At 67.9% G+C, this 17,033-nt stretch carries 18 protein-coding genes; 4 read left to right on the top strand and 14 right to left on the bottom strand.

Annotated features, from left to right (window positions below):
* Nucleotides 1–24: 24 nt before the first annotated feature.
* A complete protein-coding gene (gene ku, locus FHR38_RS10890) occupies nt 25–1,065 on the bottom strand; it encodes a non-homologous end joining protein Ku (protein WP_184534559.1) in 1,041 nt (346 codons plus the stop codon).
* Nucleotides 1,066–1,151: 86 nt separating this feature from the next.
* Here ku and ligD (FHR38_RS10885) point away from each other — a divergent pair, with 86 nt between their 5' ends.
* Nucleotides 1,152–2,093, top strand: coding sequence for a non-homologous end-joining DNA ligase (ligD, locus tag FHR38_RS10885; RefSeq protein WP_184534558.1), 942 nt, complete (start codon nt 1,152–1,154; stop codon nt 2,091–2,093).
* Nucleotides 2,083–3,015 (top strand): non-homologous end-joining DNA ligase, encoded by a 933-nt coding sequence (gene ligD / locus FHR38_RS10880; protein WP_184534557.1) that lies wholly within the window; start codon nt 2,083–2,085, stop codon nt 3,013–3,015. The genes ligD (FHR38_RS10885) and ligD (FHR38_RS10880) overlap by 11 nt, the downstream gene beginning before the upstream one ends.
* A 58-nt stretch (nt 3,016–3,073) precedes the next feature.
* Here ligD (FHR38_RS10880) and mycP read toward each other — a convergent pair whose 3' ends face one another.
* The 4 genes from mycP to FHR38_RS10860 all read right to left on the bottom strand — a co-directional run bounded on the left by mycP (nt 3,074) and on the right by FHR38_RS10860 (nt 6,570).
* A complete protein-coding gene (gene mycP / locus FHR38_RS10875; protein ID WP_184534556.1) occupies nt 3,074–4,240 on the bottom strand; it encodes a type VII secretion-associated serine protease mycosin in 1,167 nt (388 codons plus the stop codon).
* Nucleotides 4,237–5,823 carry a hypothetical protein gene (locus FHR38_RS10870; RefSeq protein WP_184534555.1) on the bottom strand — a complete coding sequence of 529 codons (1,587 nt, stop codon included), beginning with the start codon at nt 5,821–5,823 and terminating at the stop codon, nt 4,237–4,239. The genes mycP and FHR38_RS10870 overlap by 4 nt, the downstream gene beginning before the upstream one ends.
* A 130-nt stretch (nt 5,824–5,953) precedes the next feature.
* Nucleotides 5,954–6,253, bottom strand: coding sequence for a hypothetical protein (locus FHR38_RS10865; RefSeq protein WP_184534554.1), 300 nt, complete (start codon nt 6,251–6,253; stop codon nt 5,954–5,956).
* The gene (locus FHR38_RS10860) at nt 6,250–6,570 is read right to left on the bottom strand and encodes a DivIVA domain-containing protein (RefSeq protein ID WP_184534553.1); all 321 of its coding nucleotides are present in this window, start codon (nt 6,568–6,570) and stop codon (nt 6,250–6,252) included. Before FHR38_RS10860 ends, FHR38_RS10865 begins: the two co-directional genes overlap by 4 nt.
* 457 nt (nt 6,571–7,027) lie before the next feature.
* Between FHR38_RS10860 and FHR38_RS10855 the strand changes: the two genes are divergently transcribed.
* Nucleotides 7,028–7,237, top strand: coding sequence for a winged helix-turn-helix domain-containing protein (locus FHR38_RS10855; protein ID WP_184534552.1), 210 nt, complete (start codon nt 7,028–7,030; stop codon nt 7,235–7,237).
* A gap of 197 nt (nt 7,238–7,434) precedes the next feature.
* On the opposite strand, the gene FHR38_RS10850 is transcribed toward FHR38_RS10855, so the two are convergent.
* The 3 genes from FHR38_RS10850 to FHR38_RS10840 form a co-directional block, all read right to left on the bottom strand.
* The gene (locus FHR38_RS10850; protein WP_184534551.1) at nt 7,435–8,121 is read right to left on the bottom strand and encodes a PIN domain-containing protein; all 687 of its coding nucleotides are present in this window, start codon (nt 8,119–8,121) and stop codon (nt 7,435–7,437) included.
* Nucleotides 8,122–8,149: 28 nt separating this feature from the next.
* A complete protein-coding gene (locus FHR38_RS10845; protein WP_221448985.1) occupies nt 8,150–8,656 on the bottom strand; it encodes a helix-turn-helix domain-containing protein in 507 nt (168 codons plus the stop codon).
* 83 nt (nt 8,657–8,739) lie between these two features.
* Nucleotides 8,740–10,419, bottom strand: coding sequence for a DNA repair helicase XPB (locus FHR38_RS10840; protein ID WP_184534550.1), 1,680 nt, complete (start codon nt 10,417–10,419; stop codon nt 8,740–8,742).
* A 135-nt stretch (nt 10,420–10,554) separates the two neighbouring features.
* Here FHR38_RS10840 and FHR38_RS10835 point away from each other — a divergent pair, with 135 nt between their 5' ends.
* Entirely contained in the window at nt 10,555–11,415 is an 861-nt protein-coding gene (locus FHR38_RS10835; protein WP_184534549.1) for a L,D-transpeptidase family protein, read from the top strand.
* Nucleotides 11,416–11,479: 64 nt separating this feature from the next.
* Here the strand turns inward: FHR38_RS10835 and FHR38_RS10830 are convergent, their stop codons facing one another.
* From FHR38_RS10830 to FHR38_RS10810, 6 genes are all read right to left on the bottom strand, one after another.
* Nucleotides 11,480–12,448: a GNAT family N-acetyltransferase gene (locus FHR38_RS10830; protein WP_184534548.1), complete on the bottom strand. Its 969-nt coding sequence runs from the start codon at nt 12,446–12,448 to the stop codon at nt 11,480–11,482.
* 63 nt (nt 12,449–12,511) lie between these two features.
* On the bottom strand, nt 12,512–13,201 hold the full coding sequence (locus FHR38_RS10825) for a hypothetical protein (protein ID WP_184534547.1): 690 nt from the start codon (nt 13,199–13,201) through the stop codon (nt 12,512–12,514).
* Nucleotides 13,201–14,694 carry a hypothetical protein gene (locus FHR38_RS10820; protein ID WP_184534546.1) on the bottom strand — a complete coding sequence of 498 codons (1,494 nt, stop codon included), beginning with the start codon at nt 14,692–14,694 and terminating at the stop codon, nt 13,201–13,203. Before FHR38_RS10820 ends, FHR38_RS10825 begins: the two co-directional genes overlap by 1 nt.
* Nucleotides 14,691–15,563, bottom strand: coding sequence for an ATP-binding cassette domain-containing protein (locus FHR38_RS10815; protein ID WP_246446448.1), 873 nt, complete (start codon nt 15,561–15,563; stop codon nt 14,691–14,693). Before FHR38_RS10815 ends, FHR38_RS10820 begins: the two co-directional genes overlap by 4 nt.
* Nucleotides 15,560–16,393 (bottom strand): zf-HC2 domain-containing protein, encoded by an 834-nt coding sequence (locus FHR38_RS32125; protein ID WP_246446445.1) that lies wholly within the window; start codon nt 16,391–16,393, stop codon nt 15,560–15,562. The genes FHR38_RS10815 and FHR38_RS32125 overlap by 4 nt, the downstream gene beginning before the upstream one ends.
* A gap of 14 nt (nt 16,394–16,407) precedes the next feature.
* Nucleotides 16,408–16,986, bottom strand: a complete 579-nt coding sequence (locus FHR38_RS10810) for an RNA polymerase sigma factor (protein WP_184534544.1) — start codon at nt 16,984–16,986, stop codon at nt 16,408–16,410.
* Nucleotides 16,987–17,033 lie beyond the last annotated feature (47 nt).

The following is a 17,033-nucleotide window of genomic DNA, read 5'->3' as shown; positions in this document are numbered from 1 at the left end:
CGGCTCGCACAGGGGCGGGCCGCCTCAGGCGCTCTTGCGGGCCGCCTTCTTCGGGGCGGCCTTCTTCTCTCCAGCAGCCTTCCGGCCGGTCGCCTTGGCCCCGGTCGCCTTCTCGGCCGTCTTCTTGCCGGCGGTCTTCTTCGCACCCTCGGCCTTCTTGGCCGGCTTCTTGGCGGTGGCCTTCTTCGCCGCCTGGGCGGCACGCTGCGCCGACTTCGCCGAGGTGATCGGCGTCGGCTTGCCAGCCCCGCCCCCGGCCCGCGTCTCACCCCGGGTCGGTGCCTCACCCCGGGCGGCTCGCGCCCGGTCCACCGACGCGCGCAGCGCCGCCATCAGGTCCACCGCGGCGGCCGGTGCCTCCTCCACCTCTTCCGGCTGCACCACCTCCCGACCCTCGACCTTGGCGTCGATCACCTCCTGCAACGCCGTCCGGTAGTCGTCGGTGAAGGCGTCCGGCTCGAACTCCCCGGCCATCGAGTCGATCAGGGAACTGGCCATCGCCAACTCCGGCCCCCGCACCTTGATGTCCTCGTCGAGGAAGCCGAAACTCGGGGTACGGATCTCGTCCGGCCAGAGCATCGTGTTGAGCAGCAGCACGCCCTCGCGTACCCGGAGAGTGGCGAGTTGCTCGCGTTGACGTAGTGCCACCTTGACGATGGCCACCCGCTCGGCGTCGGCCAGCGCGTCGCGCAGCAGCACGTACGGCTTGGTCGCCGCCCCTTCCGGCTCCAGGAAGTACGCCTTGTTGTAGAGGATCGGGTCGACCTGCTCGGCCGGTACGAACTCCAGCACGTCGATCGCGTGCGAGGTGGTCAACGGCAGGTCGGCGAAGTCCGCGTCGGTGAGGATCACCATCTCGCCGCCGCCGATGTCGTAGCCCTTGGCGATGTCGTCGTAGCTGACCTCCTCGCCACAAACCGAACAGGTGCGTTTGTATCGGATTCGGCCGCCATCCTCACGGTGCACCTGGTGGAAGCGGATGTCCTTTTCCTCGGTAGCTGAGTAAAGCTTGACTCCGATGGAGACCAGCCCGAACGAAACCGCACCTTTCCAGATGGCCCGCATTCCCCCGCCCCTTCATCCGATATCGACCAGGATCGCATCTGTTTGAAGAGCGGACGAGGGTTTCCCGGCGGATCTACGCTGGTGAGGTGCCCCGTGCGCCAGTCAAGCCGATGCTCGCCAGCGTTGGCGACCTGCCCGCCGGATCCGAATGGGGCTACGAATTCAAATGGGACGGAGTGCGTGCGCTAGCCGATATCGGTGGCGCCACGATACGCCTCTACGCCCGATCCGGTGCCGAGATCACAATCGCCTATCCGGAACTGGCCGCGCTCCGGGAGCAGGTGGACGACGTACTGCTCGATGGTGAGGTGGTCGTGTTGAGCGGGGGTGGCGTGCCGTCGTTCACCGCGCTCGCCGAGCGGATGCACGTACGGGAGAAGGGCAAGGCCGCCCGGCTCGCGGCGGCGATGCCGGTGACGTACATGATCTTCGACCTGCTCCGGTGGCGCGGCGAGTCCCTGACCGGCCGCCCCTACCGCGAGCGGCGGGATCTACTCGACGGGCTCGACCTCAACGGCCCCAACTGGGCCGTGCCACCGGTCTTCTCCGACGGACCAGCCACCTACGAGGCGGCCGGGGAACACGGCCTGGAAGGGGTGATGGCCAAGCGACTCGACTCGGCCTACCGTCCCGGGGTCCGCTCGCCCGACTGGGTCAAGATCAAGCTGGAGGTGACCGGTGACTTCGTGGTCGGCGGTTGGCGACCCGGGGCGCGCCGGATCGGCGGCCTGCTGGTGGGCGTACCCGGACCGGACGGGCGACTCGTCTACCGGGGTCGGGTCGGCGGCGGCATCGGTGCGGCGACCGAACGAGAACTGCTCGGCATCCTGGAACCGCTCCGGTCCGAAACGTCACCATTTCGCGGCAAGCTCCCCGTCACCGATGCCCGAGGGGCGATCTGGGTAAGACCAGAGACTGTCATCGAAGTGAAGTACGGCCAGCGCACCCCGGACGGGCGGCTACGGTTCCCCCGGCTACGCCGGTTACGCCCCGACAAGGCGGTGGAGGACGTGACCGATGACAGCTGAGCGCACCGGCGGGAAGGCGAGCCGGGTCCGGGTCGAGGTCGACGGCCGCGAGCTGGAACTCTCCAACCTCGACAAGGTGCTCTATCCGAGCGCCGGCTTCACCAAGGGCGAGGTGATCGACTACTACACCCGGGTCGCCCCGGTACTGCTGCCGCACCTGCGCGACCGCCCCCTGACCCGGATCCGCTACCCGAACGGGGTGGATGCCCCGTCCTTCTTCGAAAAGAACGCCCCGGCCGGCACCCCCGACTGGGTACGCCTGGAACGGCTGCCCGCCCCCGGGTCGACCAAGGGACGGGAGAAACTCGACTACGTGGTCGCCGACGACCTGCCCACCCTGGTCTGGTTGGCCAACCTCGCCGCGCTGGAACTGCACACCCCGCAGTGGCGGGTCGGCGAATCACCCGACATGCTCGTCGTCGACCTCGACCCGGGCGCACCGGCCGGGCTGCCCGAGTGCAGCGCGGTCGCCGTACTCATGCGGAACCGGCTCGCCGACGACGGAATCGTCAGCTATCCGAAGACCTCCGGCAAGAAGGGAATGCAGCTTTGCTGCCCGATCGCCGGCACCCAGCCGGCCGACCTGGTCTCGGCGTACGCCAAGCGGATCGCCGAGGAACTGGAGAACGCCGAGCCGAAACTGATCATCTCGAAGATGGCCAAGCGGCTCCGCCCCGGCAAGATCTTCATCGACTGGAGTCAGAACAACGCGGCCAAGACGACGGTGACGCCGTACTCGCTGCGGGCCCAAGCCACGCCGACTGTCTCCACACCGCTGACATGGTCGGAGGTGGAGGAGGCCGGGGGAGGCATCCCGAGCACCGTGCGCCAGTTCACCTCCGCCGAGGTGCTGTCCCGGATCGACGAGTACGGCGACCTGATGGCCGACCTGATCGACGGCGGCCCGGAGGTCCCGATGTAAGGAAGGGCCTTTCTTGCATCGAGGCGAGGTGGTGCTGCCGCTACAGAGAGTGGACGGGTCAGGTCCGCGAGCGGCGGCGCAGCAGCAGGACGGCAACGGCGATGACGGCCCCGACCAGCAGGAGGCATCCCACGCCGATAGCAGCGATGACGCCCACTGGCCATTGGCCGTTCTGGCCATCGATCGCGTTGGGAGCCGGCCCAGGCACCTGGAACGTCGGGTTCGGGTTGGCTGGGACGAGGCTCGCCTCGGGCAGCGGCGGTACGTCGGCAGTGAGCGCCTTGACGATGTTGACGATGCCGTAGCCGTACTGGTCGTCGCGGCCCGGTGCGCCCTTGTCGGTAGCGGTGGCGGTGAGCCGGTGGATGACCTCAGGTGCCTTGAGGTGCGGATACTTAGCCCGAACCAGCGCCACCGCCCCGGCCACGATGGCCGTGGCATCACTGGTGCCACGGCCGAGGTGATAACCGTTGCCGCCGTTGGCACGGGTTCCCGTGGTCATGATGTCGACGGCGGGGGCGGCGAGTACGACCTCCGGTCCGGTGACGGAGATCTCGGCGTGCCGGCCGTTGCGGTCCACCCCGCCGACGGCAAGCACCCCCGGATAGGCAGCTGGGTAGATGACTTTCTTGTCGTCGGGGCGGTTACCGGCGGCAGCGACGACCACGATGTCAGCCCGCTGCGCCGCCTGGATGACCTCCCGCATCTCAACATCGTCGTCGGCAGCGCCGAGGGAAAGACTGATTACCTTGACACCCTGGCTGGTCGCCCACCGGATAGCAGCCTCGGCGTCAGAACCCGTCCTTGAGGTTACGCCGTGGCGAATCGGCAGGATCTTGGCTTGGGGGGCGATGCCGAGGGCGCCGGCCCCGTTGCCGTGACCGTGGGCGGCGATGAGTCCGGCCATGGCGGTACCATGCCCGTCGATGTCGGTCCGCCCATCCGGCAAGTCGCCCTTAGCGTTGGTGAGGTCGTTGCCGGATAACACTGAACCGATGAGGTCGGGGTGACCCGCGTCGACCCCGGTGTCGACCATGGCGACGGTGACCCCGGCTCCCTTCGTGATCCGGTGTGCTTCGGCAATGTTGAGGAAGCCGAGGTGCCACTGCTGGTCGCGGATTTCGTCAGCCTGGGCGGGGGGTGCGGCCACGAAGGTGGTGGCGAGCGCGGCCACGGCGGCGACGATTACCCGGCTGGTCCGATGGCGGGTGGGACGCCGGTTCACCGGTTGATCCCGATGACGCCGGGGCCGAGATCGTGACGACGTTCGCCTCGGGGTGCTTCGGTCACGGGGGCCACTCCTTCGGCTACTTCCCACACCAGGTCTGCCCGGCCGTTCGAGTCTTGACCACTCTGGTTCCGGCCAGGTCTACCGCCCCCGGCGCCCATGCCTGCCATGCCTGGCATCCCCGAGCTAGTGCCGCCGGCTCGACCGCCCGCCTGAGCGCCGCCGACGCCTCGGCCGCCCGCTCCGCTGGCCGGGGCATACATTCCGCCCGGCGGCAATGCGCCGCCACCGAAGCTACTACCGCTGCCGAGTCCGCCGCCGATGCCGACGCCAGCACCAGCGCCGATGCTGGCCCCGCCACCGACGCTCGGCAGACCTGTCGTCGGTGGAGTTGTGCCGCCGCCGACGCCACCGAGGATCGGGCCACTACCGCCGGGGGTGCCACCGCCAGGTGTCCACTGCTGCCCGTCGGGCAGGACCGGGTTGATCCCGGGTAGCGGCGCGGGCGGGTGGTGCGGCACCGGCGGCACGAGCGAACCACCACCGTCACCACCGGGCCCAGAGCCTCCGCCGCCCGGTGGTAGGGGCAGTGCCAAATCTTCACGGCTGGGGCTGTAACGAGGCGGAAGGGTGATTGATTCGGTGTGTTGGCTGACCGCGATCTCGGCATCAGCCATGATCTGGCGGGCCTTGCGATTGATCTCGTCTTCTGCGCCGTCGAGTTGGCGCAGCATCATGTCGTCGGCCTTGCCCTGGTATTGCCCGAGCAGCGGCTCCAGCCGCTTCTTCGCCGACTCCAGGGAGTCCATGATGCCGTTGAGGGCATGCTTGTTCCTGCCAGCAGCGGTCTCACTCCGGCTCATGTTGGCGATGAGTTCGTCGAGTTCGGCGAGGAAGGTGCGGGCGGCGGGACTGCTGGTCGCGGGCCAGGCGACCTCTGTCGTCTGCCGATACCGGCGCAGCCGGGCGATCTGGTCGACCAGCGCTGACTCCACGGCTGCCCAGGTGCTCACCTGGCGGCGACCGGTTTCGATGTTGTCGCCCTCGACCATCTGCCACAGAGCATGCAGGTTGTAGGCGTCCCAGTTGGTGCACCAGGGCGGGGCAACCGGGCCACCGGCCGGCTCCTCGGTGTTCTTCTTGGGCACGGGTGGTCCCATGATGGGCAGTTGCTTGCTCGGTGGAGGAGCGGCCGGGACCGTGCCACTCGGGAGGTAGGCCGGGTCGGTGTGAGAGTGGTGGAGACCCTTGCCGGCCAGCCGTACGGCGGTCAGCGCGTCGACCTCGTCGTAGTTGTCTGCTGCCTCGCTGGTAGCCAGCGCAATCTGGTCCACTCTGGCGGTGTAGCCGGCAAGCGTGGCTATCGCCCGGTCCAGCGCCAGCGCGTACCGCTTCTTCGCGGCGAAGACGTATCCGCTGGCCGAGGTGGCACCGAACGGCACACCAGGAGAAAAGTCGGTCTTGACCTGCGTCGATCGCGGTTCGAGTGTGGCTGCCCGGTCACCGCTGAGCTGGGTGGAGACCTGTCGGAGATCGGCCGTACTTACCTTGATTTGCAGCCCATCGTCCAATTCCGCCATGAGCAGCCTCCCCCGCCACCGTCACAGGCACTAGATCGCACAATAGCGGAGCGTGCCGATTCGAGAGCGCTGGGATGCCTGAAAGTCGACAGAGGATGATCGGCTTGCTGCGAAGGGCTAACCGCCCCTGCTATCGGGTGTCATGGCTGTGGCCGTACGGTTGCCGGGGCCATCGACCACCGCAGGGTCGGCTGTGTTCGGTGGGCAGGGCGCATCGGGCACCGTTCGCGAGCAGCCGGTCGCAGAAGACCCGATGATGTACGTCCTGATCGTCCTCCCGGGTAACGGTGACCTCACCCAGGTCGACGCAACTGCTGAAGTGGGCCAGGAGGCGGGCGGCGGTACGCGCGAGGATTCGTGCCCGGAGCAGGTCCAGCGCGGTGATCGGGAGGTGGATCACCCAGCGGCTCCGGGTTGCTGGGCTGGTCATCGCCGGGCCAGTTCGTACCCGCTCGGGGAGTGGGCATTCTGCCAGGCCCACAGCGCGCGTTTGATGCGTACGTTTTCTTCTTGGACGGCGACCAGAGCGGTCTGTGTGACGGCCAGTTCGTCGGCGACCCGGTGTAGGAAGGCGCGGATCTCGGCTGGGTCGAGGCCGCGACGGCGTGTGGTGAAGTGATGGCTGCGTACCTGCCAGGGGCGCAGCGTCAGGTGTCCGGCGGGTCTTGTGGTGGTGTCGTGGCGAAGGTGTCTCGGTTGATGATCGTCACGCCGTCTGCCGCGTAGTCGGCGTAGGAGTGCGCACACGTGTCGCCCTTCGTTCGGTCGTCTGCCGGAGGCTCTTTCTGCTGGTGGAAGGGGTGGTCTCCGCCGTTTCGGGTGCGGCGGAGACCACCCCGCCCTGCCGGTGCAGCCTCGATCGGCGGGTACAACGACAGGGCCGTGTGGGTGTGCGGGGTGTCCCGGGGTGGCCGGCCGGGAGAGCGGTCCGGCCACCCCGGGACCGGGGGGAGGTACGTATTGCGGTGGCACGAGCGATGCGTGTCCCGTACGAGCAGCGCCAACCGACCGCAGCAGCACCACATCACTGACAGCGACCGTATTGCCGCTGAGTCACCTATGTCAAGGACGTCATCATGTCTACTAACCCGAATTTGTCAGCAACGTCAGTTGTCGTGCATGCGTTGCCTATCTCGGCATAGTCGATCAATACTGGGTGGGCCAACCGACTGCAAGGGGCCAAAGCGTGCCTATTCCACCCACGATGGACGAGCTGCTCGACGATTTGATGAGCAAGATCGAGAACGGAACCTACCCGCCGGGCTCACAGTTGCCCGCTGGCCGAGCCTTGGCTGATGTGTACGACGTTTCGCAGTCGACCATCAGCCGCGCGGTAGCGACGTTGCGGAAGCGGGGTGTCCTGGTGGGGCGGCCGGGTCGAGGCGTCTTCGTAGCTGAATCCTCCGGCCGCTGACCGAGTTCTCGCTACGATTGGCGGCAGGAAGCCCGCTTCCGAACCCGCCTTAAGCCCCGCAGACGCGGGGCCTTCGTGCGTCTACATCTGTTGGAGCGCCAGCGGCTGCCAGCACTGGCGGTGCTGGTCGGGGGGCTACGGGGCATCTGTGGTTGCATGGATCAACCGAGTCCAGGGCTACTGCCTTTCGAAGCAAATCAGACCTCTGTTGGTGCTTGATCGTCAGCGGCACCTTCTCTGGTCTTAACCCGTTCCCCTGCGGCTGCATCAGCCTTGGCGCTGGCCACCTCCGGTGCCCTCTGGTGCAGCTTGGCGCCTGCCAGGTGGCCCCGAATGTGGCTCGTGAACTTTGGGACTCCCAGAGTGTTGAGTTGGTTGAGCAGCGTTTCGACGGTGAGCCGAGGTTTGCCGGCGGATCTGCCTGTATCCGCGCTTTGCTCCTTGATGACGTAAACCACCAGGGAAGGAGCAAGGTCGTATTGGAGGCATAGAAACCGATCCGGCTCCAGTGCCTCGATGCTGAGCGGGTCGAGGGTGTGGCGCGGGAAGTGCTTGACGTTGCTGGTCACGATTACGTCGGCGCGCCCGACGACAGCGGCGGCAAGGACATGCCGGTCACCCTCGTCGTTGGTCATCCCGCCAACGAGGGGTTCGTATCCGGTGATCAGAGCATCGCTGAAGGCCTCGTCCATGCAGCTGAACATGGCATCAAGGCGCTTTGGCTCGATGTCAGGACGTAGGCGCAGGATGGTTCGCCGCGTCTCGGCGATGATGTCTGGACTCCACAGTGGTCGATAGAAGTCGGACTCGGCGAGCCTTAGCAGAGTGTCACGAAGAGCGTTTGGCACCAGGACGTTTGCATCGAGCAATGCTGAGAACGGCACCAGGGGATCTTATCGTTGCGCAACATCCTCATGACCCACCGTGGTCATCCTCCTGTTGTGCTGCTGGAACGTCGTAGAGGCCCATCGCGATGCCCTCTGTGGTCATCCGTCGAAGTAGTCCTCGGCGTTCCTGTCGACGCTGTTGCTGGTACGCGAGCAGGTCGGCGAGTTTGATGCGGCGGTGGCTGTTGGGTCGTTCGTAAGGGATCTTGTTGTCGTCGAGCAGCTTGGTCAGCGTGGGCCGAGAGACCCCGAGCAGGTCGGCGGCCTGTTGTGTGGTGAGGGTGGTGTGCTGCGGCGCGATCGTGACGGCGTATCCGCCGGCTAGCGCTTCGAGTGCCTTGACCAGGATGTCGTGCAGGCTGTCGGGTAGCGGCACGCTGCTGGAGCCGTCGGCGCTGACCAGCCGTGCTCGCGCTGGCGCGACGTCGTGGCCGCGATCGCGTAGGACCTTGAGTAGGTCTACTACCTCCGCCTTAGTGGCGGCGTCCGGCAGGATCGTCTGCTCGTCCATGACGCGGGCTGCGGCTGTCATGCTGCAAGTGTCACGTAAATTCGAAAGAAACGCAATCGGACTGCGTTGATCGGTACGTCCTGCGGAAAATCAGGGCGGCCTGATCAATCCACGCTGGGCAGGGGCGGGCCGAGTACGTCGTCGGCGTCGATGATCGTGTACGCGTACCCCTGCTCGGCCAGGAAGCGTTGCCGGTGTGCGGCGTACTCGGTGTCGATGGTGTCCCGGGACACGACCGTGTAGAAGTGTGCCTGCCGGCGGTCGGCCTTCGGCCGGAGCACCCGGCCGAGGCGTTGCGCCTCCTCCTGGCGGGAGCCGAACGTACCGGAGACCTGGATCGCCACCGCCGCCTCGGGCAGGTCGATCGAGAAGTTACCCACCTTGGAGATCACCAGGGTGGAGATCTCGCCGGACCGGAACGCGTCGAAGAGGCGTTCCCGCTCCTTGTTGGTGGTGGAGCCCTGCACGATCGGAGCATTGAGGTATTCGCCGAGCTGGTGTAACTGGTCGATGTAGCCGCCGATCACCAATACCTGCTCACCGGGGTGCCGGTCGACCAGCGCCTTCACCACCGGCAGCTTGGTGCGGGCGGTCGCCGCGAACCGGTAGCGCTCCTCCGACTCCGCCGTCGCGTACGCCATCCGCTCGGCATCGGTGAGGGTGACGCGTACCTCGACACACTCGGCCGGGGCGATCCAACCCTGCGCCTCGATGTCCTTCCACGGCGCGTCGTACCGCTTCGGGCCGATCAGCGAGAAGACGTCGCCTTCGCGGCCGTCTTCCCGTACGAGGGTCGCGGTCAGGCCGAGCCGGCGGCGGGCCTGGAGGTCGGCGGTGAACCGGAAGATCGGCGCGGGTAGAAGGTGCACCTCGTCGTAGATGACCAGACCCCAGTCGCGGGCCCCGAAGAGGTCCAGGTGGGTGAAGGCGCCCTTCCGCCGCGAGGTGAGCACCTGGTACGTCGCGATGGTGACCGGGCGGATCTCCTTGCGCTCGCCCGAGTATTCGCCGATCTCGTCTTCGGTCAGCGAGGTGCGGGCCACCAGCTCGCGCTTCCACTGCCGGCCGGCGACCGTGTTGGTGACCAGGATCAGCGTGGTCGCCTTCGCCTCGGCCATCGCCGCCGCCCCGACCAGCGTCTTGCCCGCGCCGCAGGGCAGCACCACCACGCCCGACCCGCCGGCCCAGAAGTGCTCCACCGCCTCCCGCTGGTAGGACCGCAGGGTCCAGGCAGGGCGCCCGTCCTTGCCAGCCTCGGCCAGCTCGATCGGGTGCGCCTCGCCGTCCACGTAACCGGCCAGGTCTTCTGCCGGCCAGCCCAGCTTGAGCAGCGCCTGCTTGAGTCGCCCCCGCTCGGAGGGGTGTACGGCGATGCTTTCGTCATCGATCTTGTTGCCGAGCATCCCGGCGAGCTTCTTGCTCTTGGCCACCTCGACCAGGACCAGCCGGTCCAGGGCCCGCAGCACCAGCCCGTACGCGGGGTCGTTGACCAACTGGAGCCGGCCGTACCGGTCCATGGTCTCGGCGATGTCGACCAGCAGCGCATGCGGCACCGGGTAGCGGGAGAACTTGATCAGCGCGTCGACCACGCCCTCGGCGTCGTGCCCGGCGGCGCGGGCGTTCCACAGCCCGAGCGGGGTCAGCCGGTAGGTGTGCACGTGCTCCGGGGAGCGCTCCAACTCGGCGAACGGGGCGATGGCCATCCGACAGGCCCGCGCGTCTGGATGATCGACCTCCAGTAGCAGGGTCTTGTCCGATTGAACGATCAGCGGTCCGCCACTCACGCCAGCTTCCTCCCACACATTGGGTGACCCTCCAGTCTTGCACGGGAGATAACGAACCGGAAAACTCTTCCAAAGACCGCAACCATCCCCGTATCTCGATGCGTCTTGTTGAGTGCGGCTGTCCGAGGAGGGCGGATGAACCAACCTCGCAGGATCGCTCGGGTCCTGGCTCTGGCAGTGGTCACGCTGGTCGGCGCCGGCGCGTGTACGTTCGATCCGCAGGAACGGGCCGGGGCTGATCGCCCTGCCCCGGCCAGTAAGGCGGAGCGTGGATCGGGGGCGAGCGACACCGCCGGGCCGGATCAGAAGTCGACCAAGCGTAACCCCAAGCCGACCAAGACCACCCCAGCCCCGACGAAGACCGTCAAGAAGCCGGCCCCGACGAAGACCACCTCCTCGGATCGGGGGAGTTGTCCCCAGGGCGAGAAGCAGCGCGAGGTCGAGGCGTACCTGGCCAAGCTGGGCGGATTCGGGCGGATGAAGGTGGACGGCAAGCAGTCGATCGAGGACTGCTCGGCCATCAAGAAGTTCCAGAAGCGGTACGACATTCGCCCCGCCGAGGGACGGGCCGGACCGCTCACCCTCGACGTGGCCCGGCGGCTGGCCAGCACCAACACCGCCAAGTGCAAGACCGGTACGGGCACCACGTTCTGCATCGACCTGACCCTGCAGACCGTCTGGGCGATGCAGGGCAGCAAGGTGATCATGAAGCCTACGGTCACCCGTACCGGGATGAAGGACTTCGCCACGCCCCCCGGCACGTACAAAATCAACTTCCGCAACATCAAGGAGTGGTCCGACCCGTACGAGGTGTGGATGCCGTACTGGCAGCACTTCACCCAGGGAATGGGCTTCCACGAGGCGACCACCTACCTGCACAACCCGGTCGGCTCGCACGGCTGCATCAACATGCTGCCGGCGGACGCCAAGACGCTGTGGTCGCTGGGCAAGGTTGGCACCCGGGTGCACGCCTTCGGCCACCGCGCTGGCACCTGACAACTGCATACCAAGTACGGCGGCACAGCAGGCGCTGTGTCGCCGTACTTGTCTTGTGGCTGGTTCAGTAGCCGATCATGCGGTGTAACCGGAGGAAGGTCTCGGTGAAACCGAGTTTCGGCCAGGTACGGGAGGAGAGCAGGTTGGTCACCCGCCAGTCGGTGACCACACTGTCGAATCCGCTGGCGGCGGCCCAGTCGATGATGGCCTCACCGAGGGCCCGGCCGGCACCGGCACCCCGAGCCTGCGGAAAGACCGCGGCGAACCCGAGGAACCCGGCATTGTCCGGGCGGGCCGGGCCGAGGTGTGCGCTCGACTTCTCCAACGCGCATCCGATGGCCGAGCCGATGACCTCGCCGTCGTGTTCGGCCACGAACGTCACGTACCCGTCGTCATCGAAGTCCTCTGTCCAGTCGGCGAGGTTCTCCTCGACCGTCCCGATCTTGCCGGGTGAGAAGGTCGGGGAGAGGCCCTGGTGCATTGGCAACTCAAGGTCGAGCTGGGCGAGTGCCGGGATGTCCGCCCGAATGGCCCGGCGTACCGACAGTCGAGGAACCATGCTCGTCGCTGGTCTGGACGCTGGCCGGATGGCGTGTGCGTGCTGCTGGCCGAAGCCGAGGCGGAACCAGGCGTGCACCAGTTCCGCGTCGTGTGCCGGCACCATGACGTAGTGCGCCGTGTGGCCCTCGGCGACCCAACTGGTGGCGGCGAATGCGTACAGGTCACGCATCACCTCGGCGTCGGTGGCCGCCTGACCGGCTGCTTCGACCCAGATGTTCGGACCCCACAGCGGTGACGACTTTGGGGCCCCGAGCACGAAACCGACCAGGTCGCCGGCGCGGAACGCGACCGCCCCGGACGCACCCGCACCCTCGAATGCGGTGGTCAGCTCCGCGATAGCGGCGTCGGCGTCCTCGAAACGGGGGGAGAGCAGCGGCTCTGCGATGCGGTGTTGGCGGTGCCGCTCGGCCAGGAGGGTGCCGCAGGCGGCAAGATCAGCGGCCTCGAACGGCCGTACCTCTACGCGGGACATGGCCGGCACAGTACGCATCGAAGGGCCGCTCGGCATTCGCTTTTCTCCCGTCGCTCAGCGTGGTCACGATCGAACCTGATGTGGACCGCCGGTACGGCGCGGAAGGCAAGCGAGCAGTCGATGCCGTATCGGCCAGGTGTCCCGGTTGACCAGAAAAAGTGTGAGGCCGATGATCGGCAAACCGAGCAACCAGTAGCGGTGGACAGTTGACCAGTTCGGGCTACCCGGCGGCAGCCACGGCGAACTCTGCCTGTCGATGAAAAAGGTGAATGCGGCGAGAGTGAACTGGGTCATCGGCCCGGCGAGTGCGCCGGTCGATGTGTGCCGGTAGCGGGCGGCGACCGCCGAACCCGCCACGCCGGCCAACCCGCACACCAGCGCCTCCACCGCGAGGTCGCCCGCTGGTGCCGTGGCATCGGCACCCAGCACCACGACGGCGATCGAGTGCAGCGCCAGCCACGTCAGCGTGGCCGGAACGACCACGATAACCAGCCGTAGCCACTGCCGCAGCCAGCGCGGTGTGGCCGGGACGACGGTGGGAGCCATCCGGTCGGTCATCGCGAATGACGCCCCAGCACCGAGCAGCACTGCGGCCAGCCGGAGTTCGAGCAGCGCGGCGTACGGGGCAGGATCGTCCAGCAGCGCCGGTAACAGAATCAGGGCGGAGAGCCCGGCGGCCAGTGCCAGCGGCCCCCACGGTATGGCGAGCGCCAGCGGCCGGAGCAGCAGAAGGCTCTGTCGGGCGCGCAACATCACGGGCAACGTATCTTCTCGGCATCGGGTGAGGCGCTGGCCGTGCTGGGTGAGGCGTTGGCCGTACCGTCGGCATCGGGTGAGGCGCTGGTCGTACCGGGCGAAACGTTGGCCGCGACCGGTAATCCGAGGGCAGTGAGTACGTCGAAGCCGGCCGTTGGTGCCGTCAGCCGGTCCCAGCCAGCCGCTACGATGCCGGCCACCTGCTGCCGTGGCAGGTTGAGCAACGCCAGGGCCGCGTCGATCTCCGGCTGGCCGTAGCGGCTCGGGAAGAGGCCGAGCCGATGTGCCCGTAGCAGGGCCGCGCCGTCGGGCAGTGCCTGCGCAGCCAGCCACAGCGTGATGACCGTACGGGCCTGCCCGCTGGCCGAGCACCCCCGGAGCCGGATGGCAGGATCGGCCGTCCACAGACCAGGCAGACCGACGATCGTAGCGGCGAACGAGGTAGCCAGTTGGGCTCGGGAGTCAGCAGCCCAACGACCCTGCCGTCCCCAGATCAGGTCGGTGGCGACGTCGGCCGGGCTCTGGGACTCGTAGAAGGAGTAGGCGAATTGCCGTACCCGGGGTAGGTCGGCGCGGACCGAGGGCGGCAACACGACGACGACCGGTGCCACCGCCTCCCGCCACCGTACGATCCACCGTTCGTAACCGGGCAGGGCGCAGTAGCGCACCTCGTTGTGGCGCTGACACACCAGCGCCGCCTCCCCGGTGTACGGCTCCTCCATCTCAGCGCTGATCGCCCGGGGTGTCGCGGACAGTTGCGGGCCGACCGTCGATGCCGCCAGCGTCAGGGCAAGCACCCCGACCAGCGCCGGCAGTATCCGCCAGTGCCGGAGTAGGGGCACCGCACCGACGAAGACCACCAGCGCGACCAGGTAGAGCAGATGCCAACCGGTGGGCTGGGGTGCCCCCGGTGCCCAGTTCCGGTCCATCAGGACCGGGGAGAGCCATAAACCCAGATAACTGTCCCCATTACCGAGGCCGGGCAGGGCGAGCACCAGCGCCGCACTGACGATGAGCCCGAGCGGCCCGGCCGCGGTCGCCGGCAACCACCGACCGATGGCCACCCCGACGCTGACGGCCAGCACCGGAACCACCACCACGACCAGCAGATTCGGCCAGTCCAGTCGCCCTGCCGGCCAATCCGGCAGCAGGCTGAGCAGTAGCGCCCCGAGCAGCAGCACCCCGGCCAGTGCGGCGACCGGTGCCAGTGCCAGCAAACTCACCGTACGCCGCCGAAGCGGGGTGGGCAGCACAGCGTGACTCTCGACCACCCCGGCGCGGTGGTCGCGGCTGACCGCCAGATGGCCGGCCAGCAACAGCCCGGCACCCAACAGCAGCGAGGCCGTGCCGGCGTTCATCGCGAACCGTTCCCAGTCCGGCAGCCGGGTCCAGCCGAGGGTGACGCCCAACGCCAGCGCCAGGACCAGGGCACCCCAGACGATCGGACTACGCAGCAGCAGCCGGACCTCGGCCAGCGCCAGCGCCTTCATCGGGTCACCGCCGACGCGTCAGCCGCCCGGTGTTCGCCGACCAGCAGCAGGTATCCGTCCTCGATCGTCGGCTCGGCCGGTGTGCCACCGTCGGGCTGGTCGCCGAGCGTCCGGTAGCGCCCGTCGGCGTTACGCCAGTACAGCGTTGCTCCCTCCGGCGGGTCCGTCGACAGCCACACCTGACCACTGGCCTGACCGGCGAGCCCGGCCGGCGTACCGTCAAAAACCACGCGGCCATGGAGCAGGACCACCACCCGCTCGCACAGCGCCCCCACGTCCTCGGTCTGGTGGGTCGACAGCAGTACGGTGCGCTGCTCGCCGAGCCGCGAGATGAGCGCCCGGAAACGCATCCGCTGTTCCGGGTCGATGCCGACGGTGGGCTCGTCGAGGATGAGCAGCTTGGGATCGGCCAGCAGGCACTGGGCGACGCCCAACCGCTGACGCATGCCACCGGAGAGCTTCCGTACCTTGGTCCTGGCTCGATCGGCGAGGTCGACCTCGTCCAGCACCCGGCGTACCTCCCGGTGTCGCTGCCGGCGGTCGGTCAGCTCCTTGAGGATCGCCACGTAGTCGAGCAGGCCGAACACGGTGAAGTTCGGGTAGAAGCCCGGGTCCTGCGGCAGGTAGCCGATCCGCCGCCGCAGCTCGGTACGCTGCGCGGCCTGGCTCGGGTCGTAGCCGAGGATGTTGAGTTGGCCACTGTCGGCGGCGAGGGCGGTCGCCAGGCACCGCAGCAGCGTGGTCTTGCCCGCGCCGTTCGGACCGAGCAGCCCGGTGATTCCGGGGCCGATGTCGAGGTCGAGCTGATCGAGCACCGGCCGGCTGCCGTACCGCTTGCCGAGCCCTCGGATCGTCACGGTAGTTGTCAACGTGGTTCTCCAACGTCGAGGCGGCGACGCCGCACGGTCAGGACGACGGCAGCGCCGACGGCTGCCACCAGGAAACCGGTCTGCGCGACCGGCTCGAAGAGGTATCGGGCGGTCAGGGCGTGCGACAGGTCGCCGCTGCGATCCAGCAGTGTCATGACGGTGACCAGCCAGGCGCTGGCGAGCCCACCTGCGGCGACCTGCAATGGCAGGACGGTGGCCAGGGCGAGGCTGCCCAGGCATAGGAAGAGCGCGGGCAACAACCAGGCGAGCGCCAGCCAGCCGACCGGTGGCAGGAACATCGACGCGATCGCGCCCAGGCCCAGGGAGACGATCAGCACGGTCATCGCACGCCACAGCACCATCCCCGGTCCGGCAGTCGGCGTCGTTGCGGTGATCTCGTGCATCGGATCGACCCGAGGGCCGTACGCGGTCGCCACCGCCAGCACCGGTAGCACCGGCGCTACCAGGAGGAACGTCAACAGCGGCCACCCGCTCTCGGCAAGGTGGGCGGCGAGTACGGCGAACGCGAGCACCGCCACCGTGGCGGTGAGCCAGGCTCGACGTAGGGCGGGTGTGGCGGCCAGCAGCCGGGCCCGGTGCTCGGGCAGGCCGAGCCGGGCGAACAGCCACTCCAACGGGCTGCGCCGTGGACTGTCCACCACCTCCAGCAGCGCGTCCCAACTACGGTCCAGCCATGCCTCGTCGGCCGGTACGGCGTTGCGGCAGTCGGAGCATCGGGCCAGGTGTGCCTCGACCGCCATAACCCGGGCCGGGTCAAGCCGGCCGGTGTCGTACTCGACGAGCAGATCCGGTGGAACATGCCAGGTCATCGGGGCTCCTCCCGTCATGTCAGGTACTCCCGCAGTCGCGCCTTGGCCCGCATGAGCCGGGTCTTAGCCGTACCTTCCGGAACACCGAGTAGCGCGGCTGCCTCCCGTACCGTCAGGCCGTCCAGCACGGTCGCCTGGATGACCGCCCGTAGCTCCGGTGACAGGCGGGACAGTGCGCCGCCCAGGTCCCCGTGTTGGATGCCGAGCAGCACGACCTCCTCGGCTGAGGGAGCGGTACGGGACTGCTCGGGTATCTCCGGAACCGGGGTGCTCTGCCAGCGGAAGCCGGCACCCCGGAGGGTGGACAACAGTCGGCGGATGGCGATCGTCCAGATCCAGGCTGCGGCGTCACTGTTGGTCTCGGTGAAACGATGGGCGCCGCGCCAGATGGCGACGAACGTGTCCTGGACGGCCGCATCCACCACGTCGGGGTCGGCGCACCGACGGGCCAACCGGGACCGTAGCCATGGTGCATGTCGTCGATGCAGCAGCCGCAATGCCTCGACCTGTCGACCGGCCACCGCGCGTAGCAGGTCGGCGTCGCCGCTCTCCTCCGTCGGGGGCGGGACGCTCCGGTTACGAATCCACTGCACGAATGGACTATCGCCACCCGTGGCGGATTTGGTTCATCCGGTTTCCG

This window comes from Micromonospora polyrhachis (genome assembly GCF_014203835.1).
Taxonomy (GTDB): Bacteria; Actinomycetota; Actinomycetes; order Mycobacteriales; family Micromonosporaceae; genus Micromonospora_H; species Micromonospora_H polyrhachis.
The sequence above is the reverse complement of the archived record's forward strand: the minus strand, read 5'-3'. Positions and strand labels throughout refer to the sequence as shown.

What these genes read in the sequence shown, in the direction of transcription:
- ku (WP_184534559.1), bottom strand. Translation starts at nt 1,065, where the DNA reads ATGCGGGCCATCTGGAAAGGTGCGGTTTCGTTCGGGCTGGTCTCCATC.
- FHR38_RS10825 (WP_184534547.1), bottom strand. Translation starts at nt 13,201, where the DNA reads ATGTTGCGCGCCCGACAGAGCCTTCTGCTGCTCCGGCCGCTGGCGCTC.
- FHR38_RS10870 (WP_184534555.1), bottom strand. Translation starts at nt 5,823, where the DNA reads ATGGCGGAATTGGACGATGGGCTGCAAATCAAGGTAAGTACGGCCGAT.
- FHR38_RS10830 (WP_184534548.1), bottom strand. Translation starts at nt 12,448, where the DNA reads ATGTCCCGCGTAGAGGTACGGCCGTTCGAGGCCGCTGATCTTGCCGCC.
- FHR38_RS10855 (WP_184534552.1), top strand. Translation starts at nt 7,028, where the DNA reads ATGGACGAGCTGCTCGACGATTTGATGAGCAAGATCGAGAACGGAACC.
- FHR38_RS10845 (WP_221448985.1), bottom strand. Translation starts at nt 8,656, where the DNA reads ATGACAGCCGCAGCCCGCGTCATGGACGAGCAGACGATCCTGCCGGAC.
- FHR38_RS10820 (WP_184534546.1), bottom strand. Translation starts at nt 14,694, where the DNA reads ATGAAGGCGCTGGCGCTGGCCGAGGTCCGGCTGCTGCTGCGTAGTCCG.
- FHR38_RS10835 (WP_184534549.1), top strand. Translation starts at nt 10,555, where the DNA reads ATGAACCAACCTCGCAGGATCGCTCGGGTCCTGGCTCTGGCAGTGGTC.
- FHR38_RS10865 (WP_184534554.1), bottom strand. Translation starts at nt 6,253, where the DNA reads ATGACCAGCCCAGCAACCCGGAGCCGCTGGGTGATCCACCTCCCGATC.
- ligD (WP_184534557.1), top strand. Translation starts at nt 2,083, where the DNA reads ATGACAGCTGAGCGCACCGGCGGGAAGGCGAGCCGGGTCCGGGTCGAG.
- FHR38_RS32125 (WP_246446445.1), bottom strand. Translation starts at nt 16,393, where the DNA reads ATGACCTGGCATGTTCCACCGGATCTGCTCGTCGAGTACGACACCGGC.